General features: G+C 66.3%; 22 protein-coding genes. 11 read left to right on the top strand and 11 right to left on the bottom strand.

Features of this window, described 5'->3' with window-relative positions; genetic code table 11:
• Nucleotides 1–3: 3 nt before the first annotated feature.
• Entirely contained in the window at nt 4–1,632 is a 1,629-nt protein-coding gene (locus BST13_RS20025; protein ID WP_083165771.1) for an ABC transporter substrate-binding protein, read from the bottom strand.
• 130 nt (nt 1,633–1,762) lie between these two features.
• Between BST13_RS20025 and BST13_RS20020 the strand changes: the two genes are divergently transcribed.
• Nucleotides 1,763–2,416: a TetR/AcrR family transcriptional regulator C-terminal domain-containing protein gene (locus tag BST13_RS20020; protein ID WP_029369435.1), complete on the top strand. Its 654-nt coding sequence runs from the start codon at nt 1,763–1,765 to the stop codon at nt 2,414–2,416.
• On the opposite strand, the gene BST13_RS20015 is transcribed toward BST13_RS20020, so the two are convergent.
• Nucleotides 2,413–3,864: an aromatic amino acid lyase gene (locus BST13_RS20015; protein ID WP_083165770.1), complete on the bottom strand. Its 1,452-nt coding sequence runs from the start codon at nt 3,862–3,864 to the stop codon at nt 2,413–2,415. The genes BST13_RS20020 and BST13_RS20015 overlap by 4 nt on opposite strands.
• Before the next feature lie 125 nt (nt 3,865–3,989).
• On the opposite strand from BST13_RS20015, the gene BST13_RS20010 reads away from it, so the two are divergent.
• From BST13_RS20010 to BST13_RS19990, 5 genes are read left to right on the top strand one after another with little or no spacing between them, the layout of a single operon-like run.
• Nucleotides 3,990–4,670 carry an IclR family transcriptional regulator gene (locus BST13_RS20010; protein ID WP_083165769.1) on the top strand — a complete coding sequence of 227 codons (681 nt, stop codon included), beginning with the start codon at nt 3,990–3,992 and terminating at the stop codon, nt 4,668–4,670.
• Entirely contained in the window at nt 4,667–5,767 is a 1,101-nt protein-coding gene (locus tag BST13_RS20005) for an ATP-binding cassette domain-containing protein (RefSeq protein ID WP_083165768.1), read from the top strand. Before BST13_RS20010 ends, BST13_RS20005 begins: the two co-directional genes overlap by 4 nt.
• The gene (locus BST13_RS20000) at nt 5,764–6,408 is read left to right on the top strand and encodes an ABC transporter permease (protein WP_083165767.1); all 645 of its coding nucleotides are present in this window, start codon (nt 5,764–5,766) and stop codon (nt 6,406–6,408) included. Before BST13_RS20005 ends, BST13_RS20000 begins: the two co-directional genes overlap by 4 nt.
• The gene (locus BST13_RS19995) at nt 6,405–7,124 is read left to right on the top strand and encodes an ABC transporter permease (RefSeq protein ID WP_245839750.1); all 720 of its coding nucleotides are present in this window, start codon (nt 6,405–6,407) and stop codon (nt 7,122–7,124) included. The genes BST13_RS20000 and BST13_RS19995 overlap by 4 nt, the downstream gene beginning before the upstream one ends.
• 1 nt (nt 7,125) lies before the next feature.
• Nucleotides 7,126–8,049, top strand: coding sequence for an ABC transporter substrate-binding protein (locus BST13_RS19990; protein WP_083165766.1), 924 nt, complete (start codon nt 7,126–7,128; stop codon nt 8,047–8,049).
• Here BST13_RS19990 and ipdE2 read toward each other — a convergent pair.
• From ipdE2 to fadD3, 4 genes are read right to left on the bottom strand one after another with little or no spacing between them, the layout of a single operon-like run.
• Nucleotides 8,046–8,981, bottom strand: coding sequence for an acyl-CoA dehydrogenase IpdE2 (ipdE2, locus tag BST13_RS19985; RefSeq protein ID WP_083165765.1), 936 nt, complete (start codon nt 8,979–8,981; stop codon nt 8,046–8,048). The two genes, BST13_RS19990 and ipdE2, sit on opposite strands and share 4 nt — an antisense overlap.
• Nucleotides 8,978–9,931, bottom strand: a complete 954-nt coding sequence (locus BST13_RS19980) for an acyl-CoA dehydrogenase family protein (RefSeq protein ID WP_083165764.1) — start codon at nt 9,929–9,931, stop codon at nt 8,978–8,980. The genes ipdE2 and BST13_RS19980 overlap by 4 nt, the downstream gene beginning before the upstream one ends.
• Nucleotides 9,928–11,058, bottom strand: coding sequence for an acyl-CoA dehydrogenase family protein (locus tag BST13_RS19975; RefSeq protein ID WP_083165763.1), 1,131 nt, complete (start codon nt 11,056–11,058; stop codon nt 9,928–9,930). Before BST13_RS19975 ends, BST13_RS19980 begins: the two co-directional genes overlap by 4 nt.
• Nucleotides 11,049–12,596: a 3-((3aS,4S,7aS)-7a-methyl-1,5-dioxo-octahydro-1H-inden-4-yl)propanoate--CoA ligase FadD3 gene (gene fadD3, locus BST13_RS19970; RefSeq protein ID WP_083165762.1), complete on the bottom strand. Its 1,548-nt coding sequence runs from the start codon at nt 12,594–12,596 to the stop codon at nt 11,049–11,051. The genes BST13_RS19975 and fadD3 overlap by 10 nt, the downstream gene beginning before the upstream one ends.
• 47 nt (nt 12,597–12,643) lie before the next feature.
• Here fadD3 and ipdE1 point away from each other — a divergent pair, with 47 nt between their 5' ends.
• Both ipdE1 and ipdF read left to right on the top strand, forming a co-directional pair.
• Nucleotides 12,644–13,792 carry an acyl-CoA dehydrogenase IpdE1 gene (gene ipdE1 / locus BST13_RS19965; RefSeq protein ID WP_083165761.1) on the top strand — a complete coding sequence of 383 codons (1,149 nt, stop codon included), beginning with the start codon at nt 12,644–12,646 and terminating at the stop codon, nt 13,790–13,792.
• A gap of 30 nt (nt 13,793–13,822) precedes the next feature.
• A complete protein-coding gene (gene ipdF, locus BST13_RS19960; RefSeq protein ID WP_083165760.1) occupies nt 13,823–14,614 on the top strand; it encodes a (5R,7aS)-5-hydroxy-7a-methyl-1-oxo-2,3,5,6,7,7a-hexahydro-1H-indene-carboxyl-CoA reductase in 792 nt (263 codons plus the stop codon).
• A 97-nt stretch (nt 14,615–14,711) separates the two neighbouring features.
• On the opposite strand, the gene BST13_RS19955 is transcribed toward ipdF, so the two are convergent.
• The 5 genes from BST13_RS19955 to BST13_RS19935 are packed head-to-tail and all read right to left on the bottom strand — an operon-like array spanning nt 14,712 to nt 21,867.
• A complete protein-coding gene (locus BST13_RS19955; RefSeq protein WP_083165759.1) occupies nt 14,712–15,866 on the bottom strand; it encodes a VWA domain-containing protein in 1,155 nt (384 codons plus the stop codon).
• Nucleotides 15,859–18,039, bottom strand: a complete 2,181-nt coding sequence (locus tag BST13_RS19950; RefSeq protein WP_245839749.1) for a DUF5682 family protein — start codon at nt 18,037–18,039, stop codon at nt 15,859–15,861. Before BST13_RS19950 ends, BST13_RS19955 begins: the two co-directional genes overlap by 8 nt.
• Nucleotides 18,036–19,124: an ATP-binding protein gene (locus tag BST13_RS19945; protein ID WP_083165758.1), complete on the bottom strand. Its 1,089-nt coding sequence runs from the start codon at nt 19,122–19,124 to the stop codon at nt 18,036–18,038. The genes BST13_RS19950 and BST13_RS19945 overlap by 4 nt, the downstream gene beginning before the upstream one ends.
• Entirely contained in the window at nt 19,121–20,569 is a 1,449-nt protein-coding gene (locus BST13_RS19940; protein ID WP_083165757.1) for a DUF5691 domain-containing protein, read from the bottom strand. The genes BST13_RS19945 and BST13_RS19940 overlap by 4 nt, the downstream gene beginning before the upstream one ends.
• Complete coding sequence (locus tag BST13_RS19935; RefSeq protein WP_158087172.1) at nt 20,566–21,867, bottom strand: SWIM zinc finger family protein; 1,302 nt, start codon at nt 21,865–21,867, stop codon at nt 20,566–20,568. Before BST13_RS19935 ends, BST13_RS19940 begins: the two co-directional genes overlap by 4 nt.
• 293 nt (nt 21,868–22,160) lie before the next feature.
• Between BST13_RS19935 and BST13_RS40210 the strand changes: the two genes are divergently transcribed.
• The 3 genes from BST13_RS40210 (at nt 22,161) to BST13_RS19915 (ending at nt 23,783) form a co-directional block, all read left to right on the top strand.
• On the top strand, nt 22,161–22,289 hold the full coding sequence (locus tag BST13_RS40210) for a hypothetical protein (RefSeq protein WP_281254761.1): 129 nt from the start codon (nt 22,161–22,163) through the stop codon (nt 22,287–22,289).
• 64 nt (nt 22,290–22,353) lie between these two features.
• A complete protein-coding gene (locus BST13_RS19920; RefSeq protein ID WP_083165755.1) occupies nt 22,354–23,112 on the top strand; it encodes a cysteine hydrolase family protein in 759 nt (252 codons plus the stop codon).
• Complete coding sequence (locus BST13_RS19915) at nt 23,112–23,783, top strand: AmiS/UreI family transporter (protein ID WP_083165856.1); 672 nt, start codon at nt 23,112–23,114, stop codon at nt 23,781–23,783. The genes BST13_RS19920 and BST13_RS19915 overlap by 1 nt, the downstream gene beginning before the upstream one ends.
• Nucleotides 23,784–23,928 lie beyond the last annotated feature (145 nt).

The raw sequence follows: 23,928 nt of genomic DNA, 5'->3' as shown, positions 1-23,928 counted from the left end.
GATTCAGCGCGCGCCCAACAAGGCTGCCCACGGGTAGGACAGCTGCACGAAAGATACAGGCGCACCGGTCACCCGCTTGTTCATGAAGAGAGTGTTGGCTTCCTCGGCAACCGGTATCCACGGCAGATCCGCCATGATCTGCTGCTGTCCCTTTGTGACGAGTTGCGCGCGGGCGGTGTCATCGGAGGTGGCCCTGGCCTCGGTGAGCGACGAGTTCACGGTCGGGTTGTCGTACCCGAAGGTCAGGCTGCTCGCACCCTTGACGAACATTCCGTACCAGGAAAGCGGATCGTTCAGGTCGGGGTACCAGTCGGTCTCGAACGCATCGACGCCCTTCTGCAGACTGGCATCCCCGAAGATCGAGTTGTACGTCTTCACCGGGATGGGCTTGAGGGTGATATTGAGCCCGATCTGCTTGCCGGTCTGCTGAATGGAGTCGAAGATCGTTGCGACATACTGCGATGCGCCTCCCGCGTACGCAAGCACGATCTCGTCTTTCGGGGAGCCGGCCTCGCTGACCAGCTTCTTGGCCTCATCGAGGTTCTGCGTCAAGGCCGGCAGATCGTCGTATGCCTTCGAATAGACGTCTTTGGCGTAGGTCCAGGTCTGAGGTGTTGCCAATGCCTTGACCGGTAGGGCCGCGCCCGCGAACGCGTTGGAGATGATCCCGTCCCGATCGAGCGAAAGTGCCAATGCGCGACGGATTTTCGGGTCCTTGAGAGGCCCGGACTCGGCCGAGATGATCAGCGAGAACACGATCGGGCTGCGCGCGTAGTAGACAGACCCTACCGACGAGCTGGAGAGCCGGCCCAAGCCGTCCCACGGCAACTGGTAGCTGCCGTCCACCTGACCGCTGAGCAGGGCATTGGCCAGCGTGGCCCCGTCGCCGATGAAAGTAAACGTGACATTGTCGACCTTGGGTGCCAACGAGTTGTCCCAGTAGTTCGGATTGCGTTGGATCGTCAAGTCCTTGCCGGGCGTCCAACTGCCGAACCTGAACGGTCCCGAACACATTGCGCCGCCCGTGGGGCTGCCGTACTTGTCACCCTGCGCCTGGACATAGGCCTGCTTCACGACTGTGCCCGCGGGACTGGCCATCGCACGATTGAATTCTGCGTTGGGGGTGTTCAGGTGCACCGTGATCTGGTGATCGCCGGTCTTGTCGATGGACTTCACCTGCGTGAAGGCCTCCGCGTAGTACGAGTTGAGCGATGTGTCCTTGTTCCGCATGAGGCTGAAGATCACGTCTTCGGGCGTCACCGCCGTACCGTCCCAAAACTTCGCCGCGGGATTGAGGTCGTAAACCCATTCTGTCGGCGTCGGGTTGCTTGCCTTGGTGGCCAACGCCGGGTCGATCTTCGACGCGTCGGTCGGAGGCACCCGAAGCAAGGTGTCGCACAAGTTGGCGATGACTTGATTTTCGGCGTAGTTGCCGGAGTGCACCGGGTCGAGACTGGACGGCTCGTATTGCAGATTCCAGGTGACCTTGTCGAGGTGGCCGGTCGCCGCCGGACTTGTCGTCGTGTAATCGATCTGCCCTGCACCTGCCTGGGGGCGCTGGCCACTCGAACAACCGGCCAACAGCGCCACGGTGGTGACACCGGCGAGCGTGGTGAGAATTCGCTTGTGCATCTGTCCATCCCAGGTGGGTAGTTGAGGCGTGCGGTCTGCGACAACCGCGCTAAAATTAATGACAGTAATTTTTAGGAGAGTCAGTAGACTCTGTCAAGGATCAAACTTGGGTTGGAGGCGCAGGTCCGGCATGCGAGAGGCGAAGCGCCCGGCTGGTAGGCCACGAACCAAACTGCTTGACCGTGAGAAGATCACGGCCGCGGCCTTCGAGTTGTTCTCGGACGGCGAGGACTTCACCATGGCCCAGTTGGCCGAGAAGCTAGGTGTGCGCCCGCCGGCCCTGTACAACCACGTGCGGGACCGGCGGGCACTGGTCAATCTCGTTCGTACCGAGGTTGCCGCGCGCATCGACACCAGCTCGTTCGCCGACCACGAGTGGGACGCGGCGATCGTGCCGTGGGCACGGTCATATCGCACGGCGTTCGCCACGAGCCCGCAACTGATCGCTCAACTCGCGGTGGTTCCGATCGACGGGACGGAAGCCTCGATTCAGGGGTACGAGACCATCACGCGGTGCATGCTGCGGGGTGGCTGGCCCGAAGCGTCGATAGTGCCGGTGATCGTTGCGCTCGAATCCTTCATCATCGGTTCATCACTCGACGTACTCGCTGCGCCCGGCAACCTTGATCCCGTCGGCGACGAGGAGCGTGTGCCCGCTTTCGCCGCCGCGCTGGCGGCCTCACGGGACAGCGCGACGGTCATGGCCGACGCTGCCTTCGAGGTCGGGCTCGAGGCGCTCATCGCGGGCCTGCGGCTCACCCTGGCCGGCTTGAAAGCAGGCTAGTCACCGGAATCCGAAACCAGCCGACCCAGGTGGTCCAGCAGCTCTTCGGCCGCTGCCAGGTCGCCGCGCAGGTCGCGATCCTGGTCGTTCCACGGCAGCTCCGATGCGAGGTCGAGCGCCTCGCCGAGCACTCCGGTGAACCGTTCGTGCAGCCCACGCTGACGGAGCAGTCGTAGCGCGCCGACCAACTCGCAGCCCAGCAGCACCCGGTACGCGGCGACCGACCGTTCGAGTTGCTGCGTGCCCTGAGACGCGAACGTGGCGTCCTCCTCGGCGCCGCGGGACAGTACGAGAGTGCCGACCGATGCGGGTTGCGCCGCTGCCCGGATCTCGGCGATCGCACCCGCGGCGACGTATTCGACCATCATCAGACCCGACGACCCGTCTTCACTGGTGGCGAGGAACGCGTTGCGGCCGTTGGTTTCCGGATCGTTGAGCATCCGGATGCGGGAATGCGTGATGGGTGCGGTGAGCGCCAACGCCAGAGTGGCTCCGTCGAGCTCGAGCGACAACGACGCCTGATAGAACGCGCCATGGTGGACGACCATGCCGCCCTCGATGTCGAACAGGGGGTTCTCCTGGGCGGCATTGAGGGTCCGCTCTAGTTGCCGCCCAAGCGAATCCAGCGATGCGACGACGCTGGCGTGCGCGACCGGGTAGACCCGCAGACCGTACGGATCCTGGATGCGGCGCGGCTCGTGATCGTCTCGACCGTCGCCGGTCGAGAGCCACCGCAGCCGTGCGGCGACCGTGTCGACGTGCGGGGCCGCCGCGGCGCGGGCGGCGGGGACCGAGAAGGTGGACGGGTTACCGTCCAGGGCAAGGAAACTGAGCATGTAGATGACGCTGGACGCCCGCTCCAGCCGCTGCAGCTCGTCCAGGGCGAGGCACGTGCGTCCGACCGTGAGGGCGCTGCTGCTCATGAACGGCAGGGCGCTGTCGGCACCCCACGGTGGCATCGGCGGCAGGGGCGTTTTCGCGGGCCGTTCGCCGATCAGCGTCAGGGCGGTGCCTGCCAGTGCGGCGAGGTCTCCGGTGCCGATCGACGCGTACTGGAGGAGTTCGGGCAGCGCGTCGTCGTTGAGCATCCGCGCCAGTGCGGACAGGATCTTCGGATCGAGCCCGGCCCCGGGTGCGCACAACTGAATCAATCGAACGGCGAGCATCGCCCGGACGGTTCTGTCGGCGAGCGGGTCGCCGGCATCGACAGCGTGACTGCGGAGCAGGCGCATCCCGTAGTCCTTGTCATCGGCGAGAACCTGGGTGGTCCGATTCGCGCCGACTCCGGTGGTGCGCCCGTAGGTGGGAAAGCGTGTGCTCAGATCGGCTGCTCGGTGGTACGCCTGCTCGACGCCGGCGAGGACTTCCGCGGAGATCGACACCTGTTCACGGCGGTCGGCGAGCGTCACGACGTCTGCAATCGTGGCCGTCCCGTTCAGCACAACCATGTAATTCTCCTCAATCTCTACCGCTGGCGCGTGACACGACCTATCATCGCTCCAACCTAAAAATTCCGCTAGATGGCAATCGAATTCCAGCCACTAGAAATGGCGCGAGTGAGAGGAATAGCGAGTTGGCTGAGGCATCCACCAGGACCGTGGAACGGGCCCTCGCCCTGCTTGCCACGATCTGCGAGCGAGGCAGCGTGAATCTTGCTGACAGCGCCAGGGATTGTGATCTGGCGCCGAGTACCGCGCTGCGGCTGTTGCGAACGTTGGAGGCCACGGGTTTCGTCGCGAAAGACGAGGCAGGCATCTACCGTCCGGGCGGGCGGATGATCCAACTGGGCGCCGCTGCGCTCAGCAGCGAGTCATTGACCGACCTGGCCAAGCCGGTCATGGAGAAACTCGTCGCACAGACCGGTGAGTCCGTCTATCTGTCGGTCGAATGGCACAGCGACGTCGCCATCTACATCGGCATCATGCAGGGCACACACTCTGTGCGCCACACCAGTTGGGTGGGCCGGACCATTCCACTGGACATCTCCGCCGCGGGGCATGCCCTTCGCGGTGACGTCAACAGCGACGGGTACGTCGTTGTCGAACGCGGTGTCGAACCCGACGTGACCGCGATCGCGTGCCCGGTGTACTCCGAAGCACGCATCGTCGCAGCGCTGAGTTTCGTGATCCCGAGTTACCGGGTCACCGAATCCGAGGCGTCCCGGTGCGGCGAGCTGCTGGTCTCGGCTGCGGCGGAGTTGTCCGCCCAACTGAGCCGTTCCCCCAAGCCAGACTCCGAAGAAAGACAGTCATGATCACATTCGACAACGTCTCCAAGGTGTACCCGGACGGCACGGTCGCCGTGGACAGCCTGACGTTGACCGCACCCAACGGAAAGATCACCACGCTGGTCGGCCCGTCAGGGTGCGGCAAGACGACCTCGATGCGGATGATCAACCGGCTCATCGAACCCAGCTCGGGCACAATCGAACTCGACGGAGTCGATACCCAGTCGCTGGACCGGGTGTCGCTGCGACGCCGAATCGGCTACGTCATCCAGAACGCGGGCCTGTTCCCTCATCGCACGGTCGTCGACAACGTGGCCGCGCTGCCGCGGTTGCTCGGCGGCGGCAAGAAGGAAACCCGTTCCAAGGCAATGGAACTGCTGGAACGCGTCGGACTCGACGCCAAGTTCGCCCGCCGTTACCCCTGGCAGCTCTCCGGCGGTCAGCAACAGCGAGTAGGGGTGGCCCGCGCGCTGGCGACCGATCCGCCTTTCCTGTTGATGGACGAGCCATTCAGTGCGGTCGACCCGATCGTGCGCAGTCAGTTGCAGGACGGCTTCCTGCGATTGCAGGCCGACATCTCCAAGACCATCGTCATGGTCACCCATGACATCGACGAGGCCCTCAAGCTGGGCGATCAAGTCGTGGTGCTGCGCGAGGGCGGAACCCTGGCGCAGGCCGCGACTCCCGCCGAACTGCTGGCCGCCCCGAACGACTCCTTCGTCGCCGACTTCGTCGGCTCCGCCCGCGGCTACCAGGCGCTCGGATTCCACACCGCCGACGACCGGCTGCGTCTGAACGATGAGCCGACAGTGACGGTAGGGCAACCGGTTTCGGACATTCCGGTGGTCGAGGGCAAGTGGATCCTGGCGGTCGATGCCAACCATGCGCCGGTCGGCTGGGTAGACACCGCGAACCTGTCCGGCGCCACGGTCACCGACCGCGACGTGAACCTGTGCGGCACCACCGCCCGACGCTCGGACCCGCTGCGGGAGCTGCTCAACTCCGCGCTGTCCAGCCCGAGCGGACGGTGCGTGGTCACCGACGACGCTGGAAAGTTGCTCGGCACCGTCACCGATCACGACATCGTGGAGGCCATCCGACGCGCGAAGGACTCCCGATCGTGAACTGGATCTCGTCGAACCTTGACCGCGTCCTGAGCCTCACCATCAGCCACACCTGGCTGACCGTGATTCCCACGCTGCTCGGTCTGCTGCTGGCGCTGCCGCTGGGGTGGTGGGCGCACCGGTCGAAGCGGGGCTACGCGGCCATCGTCGGTGTGGCCGGCCTGCTCTACACCATCCCGTCGCTGGCCCTGTTCATCCTGCTGCCGGTGTTGCTCGGGACCAAGATCTTGGATCCGATCAACATCATTGTGGCGCTTACCTGTTACACCTTGGCGCTGCTGGTGCGCGTCGTCGCCGACGGGCTGAGCTCGGTGCCGCACGACACCGTTGCCGCCGCGGAGGCCATGGGCTACCGCGGCTGGCAGCGACTGCTGCTGGTGGAACTGCCGGTCGCGGTACCGGTGATCGCCGCCGGCCTGCGGGTGGCGGTGGTGTCCAACGTCAGCATCGTGACAATGGCTGCGCTCCTGGGCATTCCGCAGCTCGGATCACTCTTCACCCAGGGCTTTCAGCTGCGGCTGTTCGTACCGCTCGTCACCGGCGTGGTGATGTGCGTCGTACTCGCGGTGATCCTCGACGGACTGATCATCGTGGCGAACAAACTACTCACCCCATGGCGGCAACGGACGGTCACCTCATGAACATCATCGGCTGGTTCACCGATCCGGCGCATTGGAGCGGATCGGGCAGCATCCCCATGCAAGTGGGCTATCACCTGCTGTATTCGGCCATCGCGCTGCTGGTCGCCTTGGCCATCGGCGTGCCGCTCGGAATCCTGATCGGCTACACGGGCCGCGGCGAGACCCTGGTCGCCGGGCTCGCCAATGCACTGCGTGCGCTGCCGAGCCTGGGCCTGCTCGTGCTGCTGTTCCTGCTTTTCGCGCCCGTCGTCGCAGGCAAGCTGGTCTACGTGCTGCCGACCATCGTGGTGCTTGTCCTGTTGGCGGTGCCGCCGATCCTCACCGGCACGTACGCCGGGATCCAGAACGCCGATCCCGACGCGGTGGGCGCCGCCCGCGGCATCGGGTTCACCAAACGACAGATCTTGCTGCACGTTCAGCTGCCCTGTGCGCTACCGCTGCTGATATCGGGCATCCGCAGCTCGACACTGCAGATCGTCTCGACCGCGACCATCGCCGCCTATCTGGGCCTGCAGGGCTTGGGCCGGTTCATCCTGGACGGCCGAGCGCAAGCGAACTACAGCGAAATGGCCGGCGGTGCAATCCTTGTCGCCCTCGTCGCCATCGCCTTGGAACTCGGCTTCGCCTGGTTGGGCCGAGTGGTGGTATCTCCCGGTCTGCGCCGGGTCGCCGCCAAAACCTCCCCTCTTGACACCGCCGTACCGATGGAGGTCTGAAATGATCAGACGAAAATTCCTGTCCGCCTTGGCCACCGCCGCAGCCGCGACGTTGACACTGTCGGCCTGCGGCCTCAACAGTGACCCGCTGGCCTCCGACAATGCCGGCGGCTCGGCAGGATCGCAGGTCATCATCGGGTCCGCCGACTTCACCGAGAGCCAGCTGATCGCCAGCATCTATTCGCAGGCCTTGCAGGCCAAAGGAATACCGGTCAAGGAGCAGTTCAACATCGGCAGCCGCGAGGTGTACATGGCGGCGTTGAAGGACGGCTCCATAGACCTGGTCCCCGAGTACTCCGGCGCCCTGCTCAGCTATCTCAACCCGGAATCGACCGCATCGACCACCGAAGCAGTCGTCACCGGCCTGGTCAGCAGGATGCCCGCCGGCATCACGTTGCTTGCCCCGTCACCCGCCCAGGACAAGGACGTCGTCGCCGTCACGCAGGCCACCGCCGACAAGTACAAGCTGCACAAGATCTCCGACCTCGCGCCGGTCGCAGGCGAGATGGTGCTCGGCGGGCCGCCGGAGTGGAAGACCCGGGTGCAGGGCGTCGTCGGCCTGCACGACGTGTACGGGCTCAACTTCAAGGACTTCGTCAGCCTCGACGCCGGCGGCACCTTGACGATGACGGCGCTGACCAACGGCCAGATTCAGGCCGGCGACCTGTTCAGCACCGATCCCGGACTCAAGGCCAACAACCTTGTCGCCCTTGAGGATGACAAGAACCTGTTCGCCGCCGAGAACGTCATCCCGCTGGTCAAATCGGCCAAACAGACCGAGGCGCTCACCAAGGCCCTCAATGACGTGTCTGCGAAGCTGACCACCAACGACCTCATCGACATGAATGCCGAAGCCGCCAAGGGCACCAACCTCTCCGACATCGCCAAGAAGTGGCTCGCGGATTCGGGTTTGATCAGCCGCTAGAACACTTCGGCTTCGAGCCGGCGCAGCTGCTCGCGCGGTGGCCCGAGCAGCTGTGCACTGCCGTGCGCGCGTTTGAAATACAGCTGGATGTCGCTCTCCCAGGTGATCGCGATGCCACCGTGCAGTTGGATGGCTTCGGCGGTCACCGCGGACAGCGTCTCGCTGGCCATGAATCGGGCGAGTGCCGCCGAGGTCGGTGTCGGAGCGGCGATGGCATGGTTGACCACGGCACGTGTCGAGGACACCTTGACGTACAGATCGGCCATCCGATGCTTGAGCGCTTGAAAGCTGCCGATGGGCCTGCCGAACTGCACCCGGTCCTTCGTGTAGGCGACAGTGAGGTCGAGGCAGCGCGCCGCCGCACCGACCTGCTCGGCCGCCATCAGCAGAGCTGCGGTGGCGGCGATGCCCGGATCGGCGCCGAGCACCGACGTCTCACCGGGCGTGACAGCCGCCAGGCGTCGGGTCAGATCCATGGTGGTCTTGGCCGCTGCGGTGAAAGTGGTCCAGCGGGTGAGGTTCTCACCGTCGGCGGCGATGACGACGTCGGCGACGTCGCCGTTGATGACGTACTCGGGATCGAACACCACGGTGCCGATGGATGAACCCTCGGCCAGTGCCTCAAGCGGCTCGTGGTCACCTCCGGCGAGCAGGGCAAGCTCCGCGAGTGTTGTACCCAGCAGGGGTGTGGGCACGAGGGCCTTGCCCAGCTCTTCGAGAACTACTGCAGCATCGCCAAGTTCGCCGCCGGCACCACCGAGTTCCTCTGGCACCACCAGAGCCGCGGCGCCGACCTGCTCGCACAGCAGGCTCCACAGCTTTTCGTCGTAGCCGCGTTCTGATTGCATCGCCGCGCGTACAGCTTCCGGCGAGGCGTGCTTGTCGACCAGGGCTGCAACGGTTTCGCGCAGCAGCTCGCGCTCTTCACTCACAAGGCCTCCAGGAGCCGACGACGGTGCAGCGTGGGATCGCCCCAGGCCGAGCGCAAGGCCTGCACCCGTAGCAACAGCAGGGACAGATCGTGCTCCTGCGTGAAGCCGATGGCACCGTGGGTTTGCAGTGACGAGCGCGCGGCCAGCAGAGCCGCGTCGGCGGCGGCCACCTTGGCGGCACTGACATCGCGTGCTGTGTCGGCAGATCCGTCTGCGAGTGACAGTGCCGCCCCGTAGACCAGTGGACGCGCCAGTTCGACAGCGATGTGCACATCGGCCAGCTTGTGCTTGATGGCCTGGTAGGAGCCGATCACCCGGCCGAATTGGGTGCGCTGCTTGGCGTATGCCACCGAATGGTCCAGCATGGCCTGCCCGGCGCCGACCAGTTGTGCGGCGGTGGCCAGCACACCGAACTCGTAGGCCCGCGCGGTGTCGGCCTTCTGGGGAGCACCGGTTACGTCGACATCGAACAGTTTCCGCACCGGATCGACGGAATCATGCGCCGTGCCTGCGGTGGCGTCTGCCACGTGGCCGTCGGCAGCCACCAGGACGAGTCCGGCGACGTCGGCGTTGACGGCGCGCGGCACCTGCGGCGGCATCGCGACAGTGGCGACGAGTTCGCCGGAGGCCAGCGCGCCCGAGCGCTCGTCGCTCGCCAGCAATACCGGTGCGACGGCGAGGGATTCGGTGATCGGGCCCGGCACCGCCCAGTAGCCCAAGCGCTCCAGCGCGACGATGAGATCCACCGGATGCGCGTCGATACCGTCGAACTTCTCGGGTACCAGCAGCGCCGTCACGCCGAGGTCGGCGAGCTGTGTCCACACTTTGCGGCCGGGTGCGGTGTCACCGGCAGCCCAGGCTCGTACCGCAGCCGGGACATCGGCGGCGCTCAGCGCCGCATCGATGCTGGCCGCGAAGTCCCGCTGCTGTTCGTCAATCTCGAAATTCACTTCGGCTCCCGGGGCAGGCCAAGAAGGCGCTCGGCAATGATGTTGCGTTGAATCTCGTTGGTACCGGCGTAGATCGGACCACCCAATGCGAACAGCAGGCCTTCTGTCCAGGAGTCAACGAGCTCGGCGTCCGCCCCCTGCAAGTCCAGCGCGGTTTGGTGCAATGCGACGTCGAGATCCGACCAGAACACCTTGGTCACGGACGACTCGGCGCCCAACTCGCCACCATTGGCGAGCCGAGTCACGGTCCCGAACGTGTGTAGCCGGTAGGCCTGGGCCTTGATCCATGCATCGGCCACGCGGTCGGTGAACGCCGGGTCAGGGTGGGATTTCCACTGCTGGACAAGCCGTTCCGCCGGAGCCAGGAAACGGGCCGGGCTGCGCAGTGACATGCCGCGCTCGTTGCTCGACGTGCTCATCGCCGCGCGCCAGCCGTCGTTCACGCCACCGATGACGTCGTGATCCGGCACGAACACGTCGTCGAGGAAGATCTCGCCGAAACCGGTGTCACCGCCGAGCTGGGCGATGGGCCGCACGGTGATGCCGGGTGCCTTGAGGTCGAACATGAAGTACGTCAGGCCCTTGTGCCGCTGGGCTTCCGGATCGGAGCGGAACAATCCGAACCCGCGCTCACCGAACGGCGCCCGCGAGCTCCAGATCTTCTGTCCGTTGAGTTTCCAGCCGCCGTCGGTGCGCGTCGCCGTCGAGCGCAGCGAGGCGAGGTCGCTGCCCGACTCGGGCTCGGACCACGCTTGAGCCCAGATTTCCTCGCCACTGGCCATTTTCGGCAGGACGCGGTCCAACTGCTCCTCGGTACCGTGCGCGAACAGCGTCGGCGCCAGCATCGAGGTGCCGTTGGCGCTGGCCCGCCCCGGCGCACCGGCCCGGAAGTACTCCTCTTCGAACACCACCCACTGCAGCAGCGTGGCGTCGCGACCGCCGTACTTCTTGGGCCAGGCGATCACCGACAACCCGGCGTCGAAGAGCACCTTGTCCCAGCGGCGGTGCTGTTCGAAACCTTCGAGCGTGTCGTAGGACTTCGTCGGGAACGAATCGCGGTTGGCCGCGAGGAACTCGCGCACCTCGGCCCGAAAGGCCTCGGTCTCGTCGTCGAAATTCAGGTCCATTGCACCCCTTCTCGGGTCCCTCTGCTGCGTAGCACGGGTTTGATCACCTTGCCGCCCGGATTTCGCGGCAACACGTCGAGAAACTCCACTGACCGCGGCACCTTGAAGTTCGCCAGATGCTCACGCGCGTAGGCGATCACCGTGGCCTCGTCGAGCGAAGCGCTCGGCTTGCGCACCACATACGCCTTGCCGACCTCGCCGAGGCGTTCGTCGGGAACACCGATCACCGCGGACTCGGCCACGCCGTCGAGCCGGGCGAGCACCTGTTCGACCTCGGCCGGGTACACGTTGAACCCGCCGCTGATGTACATGTCCTTGAGCCGGTCGGTGATGGTCAGATTTCCTGCGGCGTCGAGCTTTCCGATATCGCCGGTGTGCAGCCAGCCGTCGGCGTCGATGGCCGCCGCGGTGGCCTCGGGATCGTCGAGATAGCCGAGCATGACGTTGGGGCCGCGCAGCAGCACCTCGCCGGTGGGCTCGTCGATGCGCAGTTCGAAATCGGCGATGGGCCGGCCGCAAGTGGTGGCGACCGTGACGGCATCGTCGGTCGGGCGGCACATGGTGCCGAACCCGGCGCCCTCGGTGAGCCCGTATGCGGTGAGCACGATGTCGATGTCCAGCTCGTTCTGCATGCGTTCGATGAGTACGACCGGAACAGTGGCGGCACCGGTGACGGCAAATCGCAGCGAGCTCAGGTCGTAGTCGTCGCGCTTCGGGTGGTCCAGAAGGGTCTGATAGATGGTCGGCGGGCCGGGAAGCACTGTGATGCGCTGCTCGGCAACTGTTTTCATGGCCTGCTCGGGATTGAACGTCAACAGCGGAACGAGCGTCGCGCCGGTCTGCAGGCAGGCCAGGATGCCGGCTTTGTAGCCGAAGTTGTGGAAGAACGGGTTGATGCACAGGTAGCGGTCGGCGCTGGTGACCTCACCGCACGCAGCCCATGCTGCAGATCCGTCCAGAGACTGCCGGTGTGCGCACAGCACGCCCTTGCTGCGTCCCGTCGTCCCGGAGGTGAACAGGATGTCGGAGACGTCGTCGGGTTGTACCGCGGCGGCGCGAGCGTCGACAGCGTCGAGGTCCGTGCCTCTGGTCACGAACTCATCCCAGGTTCCGTCGTCGGTCTCGATGGGCACCCGCACGATGTGGCGCAGCGCCGGCAGGGTATCGCGGTCCAGTTCCGAGGCCCGATCAGACCCGAGGAACCGGCCCGCGGCGATCAGTAGCGGCGCATCGGTGCGCGCCAGGATGTCGGTGGCCTCACTGGCGGTGTAGCGCGTGTTCAGCGGCACCATGACGGCGCCGGCGTAATGGGTGGCCAGGCACGCGACCACCCAGTGCCAGGTGTTCGGCGACCAGATGGCAACGCGGTCTCCGGCCTGGACACCGAGGTCGATCATCGCAGCCGCGGCCTGGCGTACCTCGTCGCGCAGCTCCGAGTACGTCAGCCTCTTATCGGGCGTGACCAGGGCCTCATGGTCGGAAAACTGCACGGCAATCCGGTCCAGGACCCCCGGGACGGTCCTCGGGTCGGTGGTCATTGATGCTCCTCTAACAAAGCAAGTGCTTGGTAGGTTAGCCTACAGGGGTGATAGAGGTCCAGGAGTTCCGGGCCGAGGTCCGGCAGTGGCTCGCAGACAATCTGGTCGGTGAATATGCCGCGCTCAAGGGCCTGGGCGGACCGGGTCGTGAGCACGAAGCATTCGAAGAGCGGCGAGCGTGGAATCAACACCTCGCCGCTGCCGGGCTGACCTGCCTGGGGTGGCCCGTCGAGCACGGTGGACGCGGGCTCTCGGTTGCGCACCGGGTCGCGTTCTACGAGGAGTACGCCCGCGCCAATGCGCCCGACAAGGTCAACCACCTGGGCGAGGAACTGCTCGGACCGACGCTCATCGAGTACGGCACCCCCGAACAACAGCAACGGTTCCTGCCCAGCATCCGCAATGTCACCGAGCTGTGGAGCCAGGGCTACTCCGAGCCCAACGCGGGCAGCGACCTCGCCAACGTGGCGACGACGGCCGAGCTGGTCGGCGACGAATGGGTGATCAACGGGCAGAAGGTGTGGACCTCGCTCGCCCACTGGGCCCAGTGGTGCTTCGTCGTGGCGCGCACAGAGAAGGGCTCCAAGCGGCATGCCGGGCTGTCCTATCTGTTGGTGCCGCTGGACCAGCCTGGCGTCGAGATCCGCCCGATCATCCAGCTCACCGGCGACTCCGAGTTCAACGAGGTGTTCTTCGACGACGCCCGCACCGACGCGTCACTGGTCGTCGGAGCACCCGGCGACGGCTGGCGCGTGGCGATGGGCACCCTGACCTTCGAGCGTGGGGTGTCGACCCTGGGGCAGCAGATCCGTTATGCCCGTGAGCATTCCAACCTGGTCGAGCTGGCCAAGCGCACCGGTGCGGCTGACGATCCGCTGATCCGGGAACGGCTGACCCGCTCCTGGACCGGGCTGCAGGCCATGCGGTCCTACGCGTTGGCGACGATGGATGTGGAGCAGCCCGGGCAAGACTCAGTGTCGAAGCTGTTGTGGGCCAACTGGCACCGTGAACTCGGCGAGATCGCCATGGACGTGCAGGGCATGGCCGGGCTGACCCTGCCCGACGGCGAATTCGACGAGTGGCAGCGGCTCTACCTGTTTTCACGTTCGGACACCATCTACGGCGGATCCAACGAGATTCAGCGCAACATCATCGCCGAGCGGGTGCTCGGCCTACCCCGAGAGGCAAAGGGCTGAGCGCTTGCGCGAAGCCCAGAAGGAAGAAGCATGAGTAATCTCTCAGTAGCCCCCAAAGAGGTTGAGGGTCACGGCCTGCTGAAAGGCAAGGTGGTCCTGGTGACCGCTGCCGCAGGCACCGGCATCGGCTCGTCCACTGCGCGGCGCGCGCTGCTGGAGGGTGCCGACGTCGTGGTGTCCGACTACCACGAACGGCGCTTGAAGGAGACCCGCGAGCAGTTGGCCTCACTGGGCTTGGGCCGGGTCGAGGATGTGGTGTGCGACGTCACCTCCACCGAAGCTGTCGACGCTTTGATTGCCTCGACGGTCGAAAAGATGGGCCGCTTGGATGTTTTGGTCAACAACGCCGGCCTCGGCGGTGAGACACCGCTGGTCGACATGACCGACGACGAGTGGGACCGTGTTCTGAACGTCACGCTGAACTCGGTGATGCGGGCGACTCGCGCCGCCCTGCGTTACTTCCGCGGGGTCGAACACGGCGGCGTCATCGTCAACAACGCCAGCGTTCTCGGCTGGCGCGCGCAGCACTCCCAGTCGCACTACGCCGCGGCCAAGGCCGGCGTCATGGCGCTGACCCGTTGCAGCGCAATCGAAGCCGTCGAATTCGGAGTGCGGATCAACGCGGTCTCACCGAGCATCGCACGGCACAAGTTCCTGGAGAAGTCAGCGTCTGCCGACCTGCTGGATCGGCTCTCCTCCGACGAGGCGTTCGGCAGAGCCGCCGAGCCGTGGGAAGTCGCGTCGACCATCGCCTTCCTGGCCAGCGACTACTCCAGTTACCTGACCGGCGAGGTCATCTCGGTGTCGAGCCAGCGGGCCTGAGATACGTTGCCCCGCGGCATGCGAATTGCGGATTTCGACATCAGGGCTGCGCTTCGTTGATCACAACAGCCCTGATGTCAAAATCGGTTGCGTGCGACTAGGCCTGCTCCATCCCGCGCTGCGCCAGGCCGGTCCGGTCGGCCCAGCCGCGGATGTCGCCCTTGGTGATGGCCAGCGCCAGCAGTTCGGGAAACGCGTCGGGCGTGCAGGCGAATGCGGGGATCTCCATCGCGGCCAGGTCGGCGGCGATCTCGCGGTCGAATGATGGTGCGCCCGAATCGGACAGGGCAAGCAGCACCACGACCTGGACGCCCGCGTCGACGAGTTGTTTGACCCGGGCCAGCATCTCGTCGCGCACGCCGCCCTCGTAGAGGTCGGAGATCAACACGAAGATGCTGTCGGCCGGTCGAGTGATCAGCGTCTGGCAATACGCGATGGCCCGGTTGATGTCGGTGCCGCCGCCGAGTTGGGTGCCGAACAACACGTCGACAGGATCGTCGAGCAGATCGGTGAGGTCGACGACTTCGGTGTCGAACACCACGAGTGACGTGCGCAGCGAGCGCATCGACGCGATCACCGCTCCGAAAACCGCTGAGTACACGATCGATTCGGCCATCGAGCCGGACTGGTCGATGGCCAGCACGATGTCCTTGGTGACCGAGCGTCCGGCGCGGCGGAACCCGACGAGCCGTTCGGGGATGATCGTGTTCAGCTCAGGCTGAAAGGTTTTCAGGTTCCGCGCGATGGTGCGGTTCCAGTCGATGTCGGAGGCCAACGGTCGGTTGGTCCGCGCGCTGCGCGACAGGGCACCGCGCAGCGTGGCCCGGGTGCCATCGGCGATGCGACGCTCGATGTCCTCGACCACCTTGCGCACCAGGGCTCGGGCCGAGGCCTTCGACTCGTCGGGAATGGCCTCGCCGAGGGTGATCAACGTGGTGGCCAACGACAGGTCCGGGACGACGCTCTCCATCATCTCCGGTTCGAGCAGCAGCATACGCAGATTCAGTCGCTCGATGGCGTCCTGCTGCATCACCTGAACCACTGTGCTGGGGAAGTACTTTCGGATGTCGCCCAACCAGCGCGCCACCCTGGGGGCCGATCCGCCGAGCCCGCCCTTGCGGTCGTAGAGCGCCGAGAGCGCTTTGTCCATCTCGACGTCACCGCCCTGCAGGCTCGGCAGGGACTCCGCGTCAGAGCCCAGCACCAGTCGCCAGCGGCGGTCGCGTTCGTCGGGCAGAACCTCGTCAGGCATGGGCGATACCTCGTGCGAAGATGGCCGCCGCCGCGATCACCGCGGGGCGGGCGCGGTCGGCGTCGATGGCGAATTCGGCGTGGACGGCGGCGCCTGCCGTGGCGACCGCGTGTCCGATATTGCGTTTGATGCCGGCATCGAACGTGCTGAAGGTACGCCGCACGAGCGGCAGGACATCGGTGAATTCGGCTGCCGTCAAACCGATCAGCCATTCGTCGATCACGGAGAGCAGCTCGGTGTCGTGCACGAGCAGCAGTCCGCTGCCGGACAGGAAGCCCTCGATCCAGGCGGACTTCTCGTCGGCAGGCGCACCGATGCTCAGGGCACGGCGCATGCGTCGGGCCGCTTCGGTGGTGGTGAACACCGCGCCGTCGACACCGATTCGCACGAAGCGGCCGACCAGGCTGCCGTGCAGATCGTCGCGGTCGGCCAGTCGCGCGATGGTGGTCAGCCATTCGCCGCGAACCTCGGCATCCAGCAGATCTACGGTCTCGGTGACGGCGTTGACGTGCACGAGCATCTCGGCGGCTGCGTCGGGACCCAGTCCGGTGAGCGTCGCGGGCAGCCCGACGTTGACCCGGCGCAGCAATGACGTGGTGACCTCGCCGAGCGCGCCTGCGTCGGTGCGGCGCACATCGCCGTAACGCAGCGACCGGGCCAGCGCAGGCAGGGCCGCCATGAGTTCGGTCAGGTCGCGGTCGACCGCGGCCTTGTTCTCCAGGATGGTCAGCAGTGGTGCGACGGCTTCGTCGACACCGCCGAGCAGGGCAGCCTCGATCGCGGCGGTCACCTCACCCAGATGTGTCGCGTTCTCGGCGGCGTCGGCCAGCTTGGCCTTGCACGCGCGGTACACGGTGTTGCCCCACACCGACGACACCACGACTTTCACAGCGAACTCCGGCAGCCACTGCAGCGTCCAGGCTTCTTTGAATGTGCCCTGCCCGCTGGTCATCTCGGGCTCGCCCCACGGAATGCCGAGAACGGCGAGCCGATGCAACAGATGAGATTTGGCAAGGTCGTTGGGCTTGCGCAGGTCGAGGATGACCTGCTTGGCGGTCGGGTCAGGTTTGAGCCGCAGCGATTTCTGCTGCTTGGTGATGTCGGCGAGCAGCGGCACCATGGGAAGGTGTTCGGGAATGCTGCCCAGCCGTTCACCGATCACCAGTTCGCGCACGATCAGCCCGAACCGGGTGTCGGAACCCTCGCACAGCACGGCTTCGGTGGCCTCGTTGACCTCACTCAAACCGGGATGGGCTCGGCCGCGCATCGCCGCGAGCGCGTTCGCCAGCCGGACCCCTTCGATCACGTGTGCCGAGGAGACGAAGACGTCGTGCTCGCGTAACGCCCTGGCCGCCAGGGTGAGCCAGGTTTCCACCGGGCGGTCCCGTTCGAGGTACGCGTGTTGGTACCAGCCCGGTGAGCGGATGCCCGCACCGTAACCCGACGCCGCGGCCAGTCGTGAATGTGTCCACGGCACCCAGACCGTCGCGCACTTGATCTTGGGCAGGCCGCGCAGCAGCGCCGAATCAGCGCTCGCGGCGGGGAGTTTTCCGGCCAAGGCCGGCGCGTGCCAGGCACCGCACACCACAACCACGGTCGCGAATTCCCTGGTTGCCTTCCGGATCACCTGACGCATGTGTGCTTCACGCTGATGCTCGATCGGATCGTCCTCGGCGGGCTCGAGCTCCCGCACGGTCCGCATGGCCTCGGTGATCGCGTCGAATCCGGTTCCGTCGGTTCGCGATTCGACAACGTCATCCCACCAGCGTTCCGGGTCGTCGTAGCCCGCAGCCTCGGCGAGCGCCCCGATCGGATCGACGCGCACGAACGATGCATTCTCGTGCCGCTGGTCACGCTGCGCCAGCACGGTGGCCGCGGGCAGATCGCAGAACCGCACCGGCACCCGGTGGTGCGCGGCCCACAGCAGCGCCTGCCATTCCGGGGAGAAGCCGCCGAACGGCCAGAACGCCGACACCGCGGGATCGTCGACCGCATACGCCATGATCGCGACGGGAGGCACCATGTCGATGTGGTCGACGTCGGTGGCGAGCCGGTCGGCATCGGCCGGCCCTTCGATCACCACGATGTCCGGCTGGATGCGGTCCAGCTCGGACACCACGGCCCGCGCTGAACCGGGACCGTGGTGCCGAATACCCAGGACGTGGGTGGTCACGAGTTCAGCACGTCCCGCGATGCCCGGTAGAAGTCGGCCCAGCCGTCCCGTTCCCGCACCACGGCCTCGAGGTACTCCAGCCACACCACGCCGTCGTTGACCGGATCCTTCACGACCGCACCGACAATGCCCGCCGCGGTGTCAGCAGGTCGCAGCACACCGTCACCGAAGTGCGCTGACATCGCGATCCCTTGCGTCACAACGGAGATCGCCTCTGCGGTGGACAGCGTGCCCGACGGCTGCTTGAGCTTGTTGCGGCCGTCGGCGGTCAACCCGGAGCGCAGCTCGCGGAAAACCGTGACGACGCGGCGGATCTCGTCGGCCGAGGTCGGCACCTCGGGTAGTTGCAGCGATCCGCTGATGTCGGCGACCCGCCGCGTCACGATCTCGACCTCGTCATCGAGACTCGCGGGCAGCGGCAGCACGACGGTGTTGAACCGGCGCCGCAGTGCCGATGACAGGTCGTTGACGCCGCGGTCGCGGTCGTTGGCGGTCGCGATCACGTTGAAGCCCTGCGTGGCCTGCACCTCCGTGCCGAGTTCTGGTATCGGCAGGGTCTTTTCGGAGAGCACCGTGATGAGCGCGTCCTGCACCTCCGACGGGATGCGCGTGAGCTCCTCGAGGCGGGCGATCTTGCCGTCGCGCATCGCGGTCATGATCGGTGACGGGACCAGGGCCTGCTCGGACGGCCCTTCGGCGATCAGCCGGGCATAGTTCCAGCCATACCGCACGGCTTCCTCGACGGTGCCCGCGGTGCCCTGCACCAACAGTGTCGAATCCCCGGTGACGGCCGCGGCCAGATGCTCCGAAACCCAGGTCTTGGCGGTGCCGGGAACTCCGAGCAGCAGCAGCGCCCGGTCGGTGGCCAGTGTCGCCACCGCTACCTCCATGAGGCGGCGCGGGCCGATGTACTTCGGCGTGATCTCCACGCCCTCAACGGTTTCTCCGCCGAGCAGATACCGGACGACGGCATTCGGCGACATCGACCAGCTCGGCGGTACCGGCAACGTGTCCGCGGCGCGCAGTGCGGCGAGTTCTCCGGCGAACAACTGCTCGGCGTGCGGGCGCAGCAGGGTCGGATTCATGGCAGTTCCTTTGTGATGTCGGAGCGCAGGGTGAGCAGTTCGAACACGGTGGCGTAGAACTTGTGCAATTCTTCGTCGGTCGTGCGGTCGACCAATGCGGCGAAGCGCGGCAGCCAGTCCAGGGGATACCCGGCAGCCAGATGGGCGGCGGCCTCTCGACGCTGGCGCGCTGTGCCCCAGCCGGCTCCGGCCAACGACCCGAACAGCGCCTCGGCCACCTCCCGGGAGAACGGGCGCGGCAGCCCCGCCGCGAGACGTACCAGGGGCGCTGACTCCGCGGTGTTGGTGAGCGCGCGGATCATCTCCGCGGAGATCGCCGGGTGAGCGGTGACCGCATTGTAGGAGGTGCCGTAATCGGTTGGCAGACAATGCCGTAACAGCGGAACCGCCCATCTCGGGTCGTTGCCGCGTAGCGCGCTGAGCGTCAGCGCCGCGAGCACGGTGTCTGGCAGCGCGCGGGCCACCTTCTCGGGTGCCGCCCCACCGAAGACCTCGCTCCAGAAGGCGATGGGGGTGCGCGCGATGACGGCCTCCGGTTTGGTGGTGCTCAGCCCGTCGCGAACGGCGGCAGCGTCGGCTCCGGGCAGGGGATGGACGGTGATCTTCACCCCGAGCATCGACTTCTTCACCGAGAAGATCTGAGCGGCACGCGCTTTCATGCGATCGAGGTAGCCGCTCTGCGACCGCCGGTCGAGCACGGCGACAGCGGCAGCGCGGACGGTGACGGCGCGATCATCGAGCGCGGCTTCCAGGAACGGCTCGTCGGCGTCGTGCTCGGGGTGCGCGAACGCCGCCAAGAGCGTGGCCCGCGACTCGGCATCCTCGGAAGCCCAGTGCGACGCCACGACGTCGCGGGCCCGGTCCGGGTCGAGCCTGCGCGCGACGGCGAGCCACTCGAGGCGTTTGGTGATGTCGCCGTGGGTGTAGTCGGTTTCCTTGGGCCAGTCCGTGGTGTCCGCCCGCAGCACGGTGCGCAGCGCGCGGTGGCCGCGGCCGTAGCGCTCGACGGCATACCACCGGCCGGCATTGCCGATCGCGTCCCAGAGTGCCTGCGTCACAACACCGCTCTGCTGCAGCCGCAACAGCTCAGGGATGAGCCGCGGTGGCAAGCGCAGGCCGGCCGCGGCGATGTCTTCGAGTACGCCGTCGAGGATGGGCCTGACGGTGAGCGCCCGTTCGATCAGGAACGCATGTGCAGCGGTGATCAGCCGCCGGGTTTCAGCCGGCGCGGGCGGGGTGGCCGGCTCGACGCGTTCGGGAAGTTGGCCCGCTCGACGGGCGATGGCGTACAGGCCCGCCACCCGCAGCACCGATCCGACGGAATCGTCTGCGTCGCACACCGCGGCGACGCGGCCGTCGACGGGAGGATCGAATGTGCCTGCCGGAAAGGGTTTCGCGCCGAATCCCACCGTCGCGGCGGAGATCATCCGCTGGTAGTCGCTCATAGTGCCGTCACCGCCGGTCCGGACAAGCGCGACGGTTGCGCATCGCTGAGCATCGACAGCGGATCGATGCCGTCCGTGGTGATCTCGGCCAGGATCGGGTGCAGCCGGCCGCCGGTTGCCGCCTGCAGCCGTGCCCAGCGGTCGTCGTCGCAGATCGCCGGTAGCGCATTGCCATCGGCGTCGACGAGATGGCGGCGCTTGGGCTTGCCGTGTTGAACGGGCCGGGCGATGACGATCGCGGGGTAGCGCAGCAGCCACGGGTCGGTGGCCAGAGCGCGGGCCCGTCCGGCCAGCGCTGTGTCGATCCCGGTGCCGGTGACGGCGAGCTGCTCGATGGGCGTCGTCGGCACATCGCCGTCGGGGATCGCGACACGGAAGCTCGACGGCCCGCCGGGATACAGATACACCCCGCCGGTGAATTCGCGGCCGGGGGTGAGCCGGTTGTCGAAGCTGGCGCCGCTCGGCGCGGTGGACTGCACGTTGACGAGCAACCCGGTGGTATTGCCGCTCAACCACATTCGCCGGGTGGTGTAGCGGTCCTCCAAGGTCTCCGCGTAGCCGAGCACCTGCCAGGTGTCGGTCACCGGATCCGTCGCCAGCACCTCGGCCCGCGCCACCGTGAACCCGATGTGGCGGCGCGCCGCCGCAGCGGTCTCCTCGGACAAGGTGTCGATGCTGCGGTAAGCGTCGATGAGCAGCTGCATCAACCCGAGATCCTCGATGATCATCTGCGGCCACTCGTCGTGTGTGAGATAGCCGGGGAGGTTGCGTAACCAGCCCGCCAGGCCGGGTGCCTTGGCGTCGACCATGCGCTTGGCGATCGGCTCGCTCCACCCCGCGTACGGGTCGGTGCTGATCCCGGCGATGCCGTTGCGGATCTGATCATGGATCCACCGGTCGAGCTGCTCCAACCCCTCGGCGACGCTGCGCTGCCGCGCTGCGATGGCTTTCTCGCTGATTTCCCGCGGCGCCTTCGGGGCGGCCGGCGTCGTCAGCGTGCTTGCCGGCGATTCCGATGCAGCGTCGACGCTGCCGCCGCACCAGCGCAGCACCAGACCGACCACGTGTTTGCAGGGGAACTGCCGCGACGGGCACGAGCATTTGTACGTAGGCCCTACCAGGTTGACCTGCACGCGATAGGGCGTGCGCCCGCTGCCCTGGAAGTCGCCCCACAACAAGGTCTGGGTGGCGCCCGTGTTGGACCAGCCGGCAGCCCCTGCCAGCTTCTGGCCCGCGGCATAGGCCTTCCCGGCAAACTGCCGCACCTCGTCGGTGGACCATGCCGTGTTCTGGTCCACCCCGATGTCCCTCCTGACACGTCCTGACCCAGGCCAGCGTAACCAGAACGGCCGACATGGTCTCCACAGGATCTTCACAATCGCTGCCCGTGGCCACCACAACCTGCACCTAGAGTCAGATCCGTGAAGCGAATCCTGGTGGTCGACGACGAGCCGACCATCTTGTCCGCGGTGGCCACCAGGCTGCGCGCCGAGGCGTTCGAGGTCGAGACAGCCGTCGACGGACCGTCGGCGGTAGCAACCGCGACAGCAATCCGGCCCTGCACCGCTTGCCCGCGGACATCCGCGGCTGTGTGCGCTCTCACGGGCCGCATTCCGACCCGCGGTACCTGTTCAACCTGTCGCGGTCGCTCGCCGACGACCCGGTGGTGACCGACCTGCCGGACTACTGCTCGCCGTACTGGTCGTACGACTACCGGTAAGCCGGCCAGAATCGCGTCGATTCAAAGACTGTGAACCTGTCCTACCGCGACCGAAGGTGGGGGTGTGACCGCACTCGCCGTCAACGGCTCATCTCAAACCACCCCGCTCCCTCCGGTTGCGCTGGACCCCGAGGCACTGGGATATCCGGCCGACAATCGAGCCGCCATCCCACCGCTGGCCAAACAGTGGGAGCAGCTCGACTTCCGCGAGATCCTTTCGCGGCCTGCCGCTTTCCTGTCGATCAGCCAGTCAAACTCCCTGTACAAACCGGGCGGGGTGCAGTACGCCGAAGGGCATGCGTTCCGCGGCAGCCTGGAGGCGACCGTAAAGGTGGCCAAGGCGGCACGCTCGGCGCCGAACTTCGTGTCGTTCAACTGGATCGGGTTCTCGGTGTTCCGCGGCGACTATCCGCAGACGGATTTCGACAAGGCGCAGTACGACGGATGGACCGGCCACATCGACGCCACCGCCGAGCAGATCGCCTGGGACAACGAACTTGTCGGCGAACTGCGCGAGCTGGTCCGGCCCGGCGACAACGAGCTCTATGAAAAGGCACTACAGACGGCGTTCGTCGGCACCGATCTGCCGCTGGCGCTGAGCCGGCAGCGGGTAGAGGTGTTGGTGCTCACCGGGATACACCTCGACTGGTGCGTCGAAGGCAATGCTCGCGCGGCCCGCGATCACGGCCTGCTGCCCATCGTCATCGGTGACGCGACGGGCGCCGCCCACCCGGATCAGGAGCGAGCGGCGTTCGAAAGGATCAACAACTTCTTCGCGCCCGTCATCACCTCTGAGCAATTTGTGGAATGGGTGGCGCGCTGATGGGAAACGTCGGACTGTTACTCGTCGGCGTGGCGCTGTTCGTCAACGGGCTGGTGTCGGTCGGGGTTGTCGACGCCCGTGGGGCCGCGCCGCTGAACCTGTTCGTGGGGGCCGCTCAGGTCGTGCTGCCGACGCTCGTGCTCTTCCAGTCCGAAGGTGACCCCGGCATCGTGAACGCGACCTGGCCGAGCTATCTGTTCGGGTTTACCTACCTGTGGTTCGGGTTCATCCAGATCTTCGACATCGACCCGCGCGGATTCGGTTGGTACAGCTCGTTCGTCGCGGCCGTCGCGGTGTACTACGCGATCAAGAGCGTCGGCACCGATCCGGTGTTCGCGGTCATCTGGGCGACGTGGGCCATCATGTGGTCGTTGTTCTTCGTGCTGCTGGGGCTCGGGGTCGCCAAGGCCGGCCGGATCGATCTGGGCCACTTCACGGGATGGTTCCTCGTGCTGCTCGGCGTCCCGACCTGCACCGTGCCTGCGATCCTGTTGCTCAACGGGCTGTGGCCCACCTCGGCGGCGGCCGGTTCGGCAGCGTTGGCGACCCTGCTGGTGGCCACCGTGCTCTCCGTGACGCTGTCGCGCCGCACTGCGCCACGTGACGAGGATGCGGTCACGGTTGCGTCCGTCGACGCACCGGTGAGTGAAGGCGTGCCACAGCGAGTCTGACCCTTTGAGATGTGACCGCGGGCTCCTTGTCGCCGAGTGGCCAGTTGTGCACGGATTTGACGGGTTTGCGGGCTGTTGCGGAATCGTGTGGGGGTCAGTGCAACGGATCTCGTCAGTGGTGGCGGGTGGCCGGGCCCGAGGTCGG

It is taken from the genome of Mycobacterium aquaticum, from assembly GCF_002086485.1.
Taxonomy (GTDB): domain Bacteria; phylum Actinomycetota; class Actinomycetes; order Mycobacteriales; family Mycobacteriaceae; genus Mycobacterium; species Mycobacterium aquaticum.
Note: the sequence above shows the minus strand (reverse complement) of the source record. Positions and strands in the feature narration are given on the sequence as shown.

Coding starts and splice junctions, on each gene's coding strand:
- BST13_RS19955 (WP_083165759.1), bottom strand. CDS start 15,866: ATGCCTGACGAGGTTCTGCCCGACGAACGCGACCGCCGCTGGCGACTG.
- BST13_RS19915 (WP_083165856.1), top strand. CDS start 23,112: ATGGGAAACGTCGGACTGTTACTCGTCGGCGTGGCGCTGTTCGTCAAC.
- BST13_RS19975 (WP_083165763.1), bottom strand. CDS start 11,058: ATGGACCTGAATTTCGACGACGAGACCGAGGCCTTTCGGGCCGAGGTG.
- BST13_RS20020 (WP_029369435.1), top strand. CDS start 1,763: ATGCGAGAGGCGAAGCGCCCGGCTGGTAGGCCACGAACCAAACTGCTT.
- ipdF (WP_083165760.1), top strand. CDS start 13,823: ATGAGTAATCTCTCAGTAGCCCCCAAAGAGGTTGAGGGTCACGGCCTG.
- BST13_RS19945 (WP_083165758.1), bottom strand. CDS start 19,124: ATGAATCCGACCCTGCTGCGCCCGCACGCCGAGCAGTTGTTCGCCGGA.
- BST13_RS20015 (WP_083165770.1), bottom strand. CDS start 3,864: ATGGTTGTGCTGAACGGGACGGCCACGATTGCAGACGTCGTGACGCTC.
- BST13_RS19995 (WP_245839750.1), top strand. CDS start 6,405: ATGAACATCATCGGCTGGTTCACCGATCCGGCGCATTGGAGCGGATCG.
- BST13_RS20025 (WP_083165771.1), bottom strand. CDS start 1,632: ATGCACAAGCGAATTCTCACCACGCTCGCCGGTGTCACCACCGTGGCG.
- BST13_RS20005 (WP_083165768.1), top strand. CDS start 4,667: ATGATCACATTCGACAACGTCTCCAAGGTGTACCCGGACGGCACGGTC.
- BST13_RS19990 (WP_083165766.1), top strand. CDS start 7,126: ATGATCAGACGAAAATTCCTGTCCGCCTTGGCCACCGCCGCAGCCGCG.
- BST13_RS19940 (WP_083165757.1), bottom strand. CDS start 20,569: ATGAGCGACTACCAGCGGATGATCTCCGCCGCGACGGTGGGATTCGGC.
- fadD3 (WP_083165762.1), bottom strand. CDS start 12,596: ATGACCACCGACCCGAGGACCGTCCCGGGGGTCCTGGACCGGATTGCC.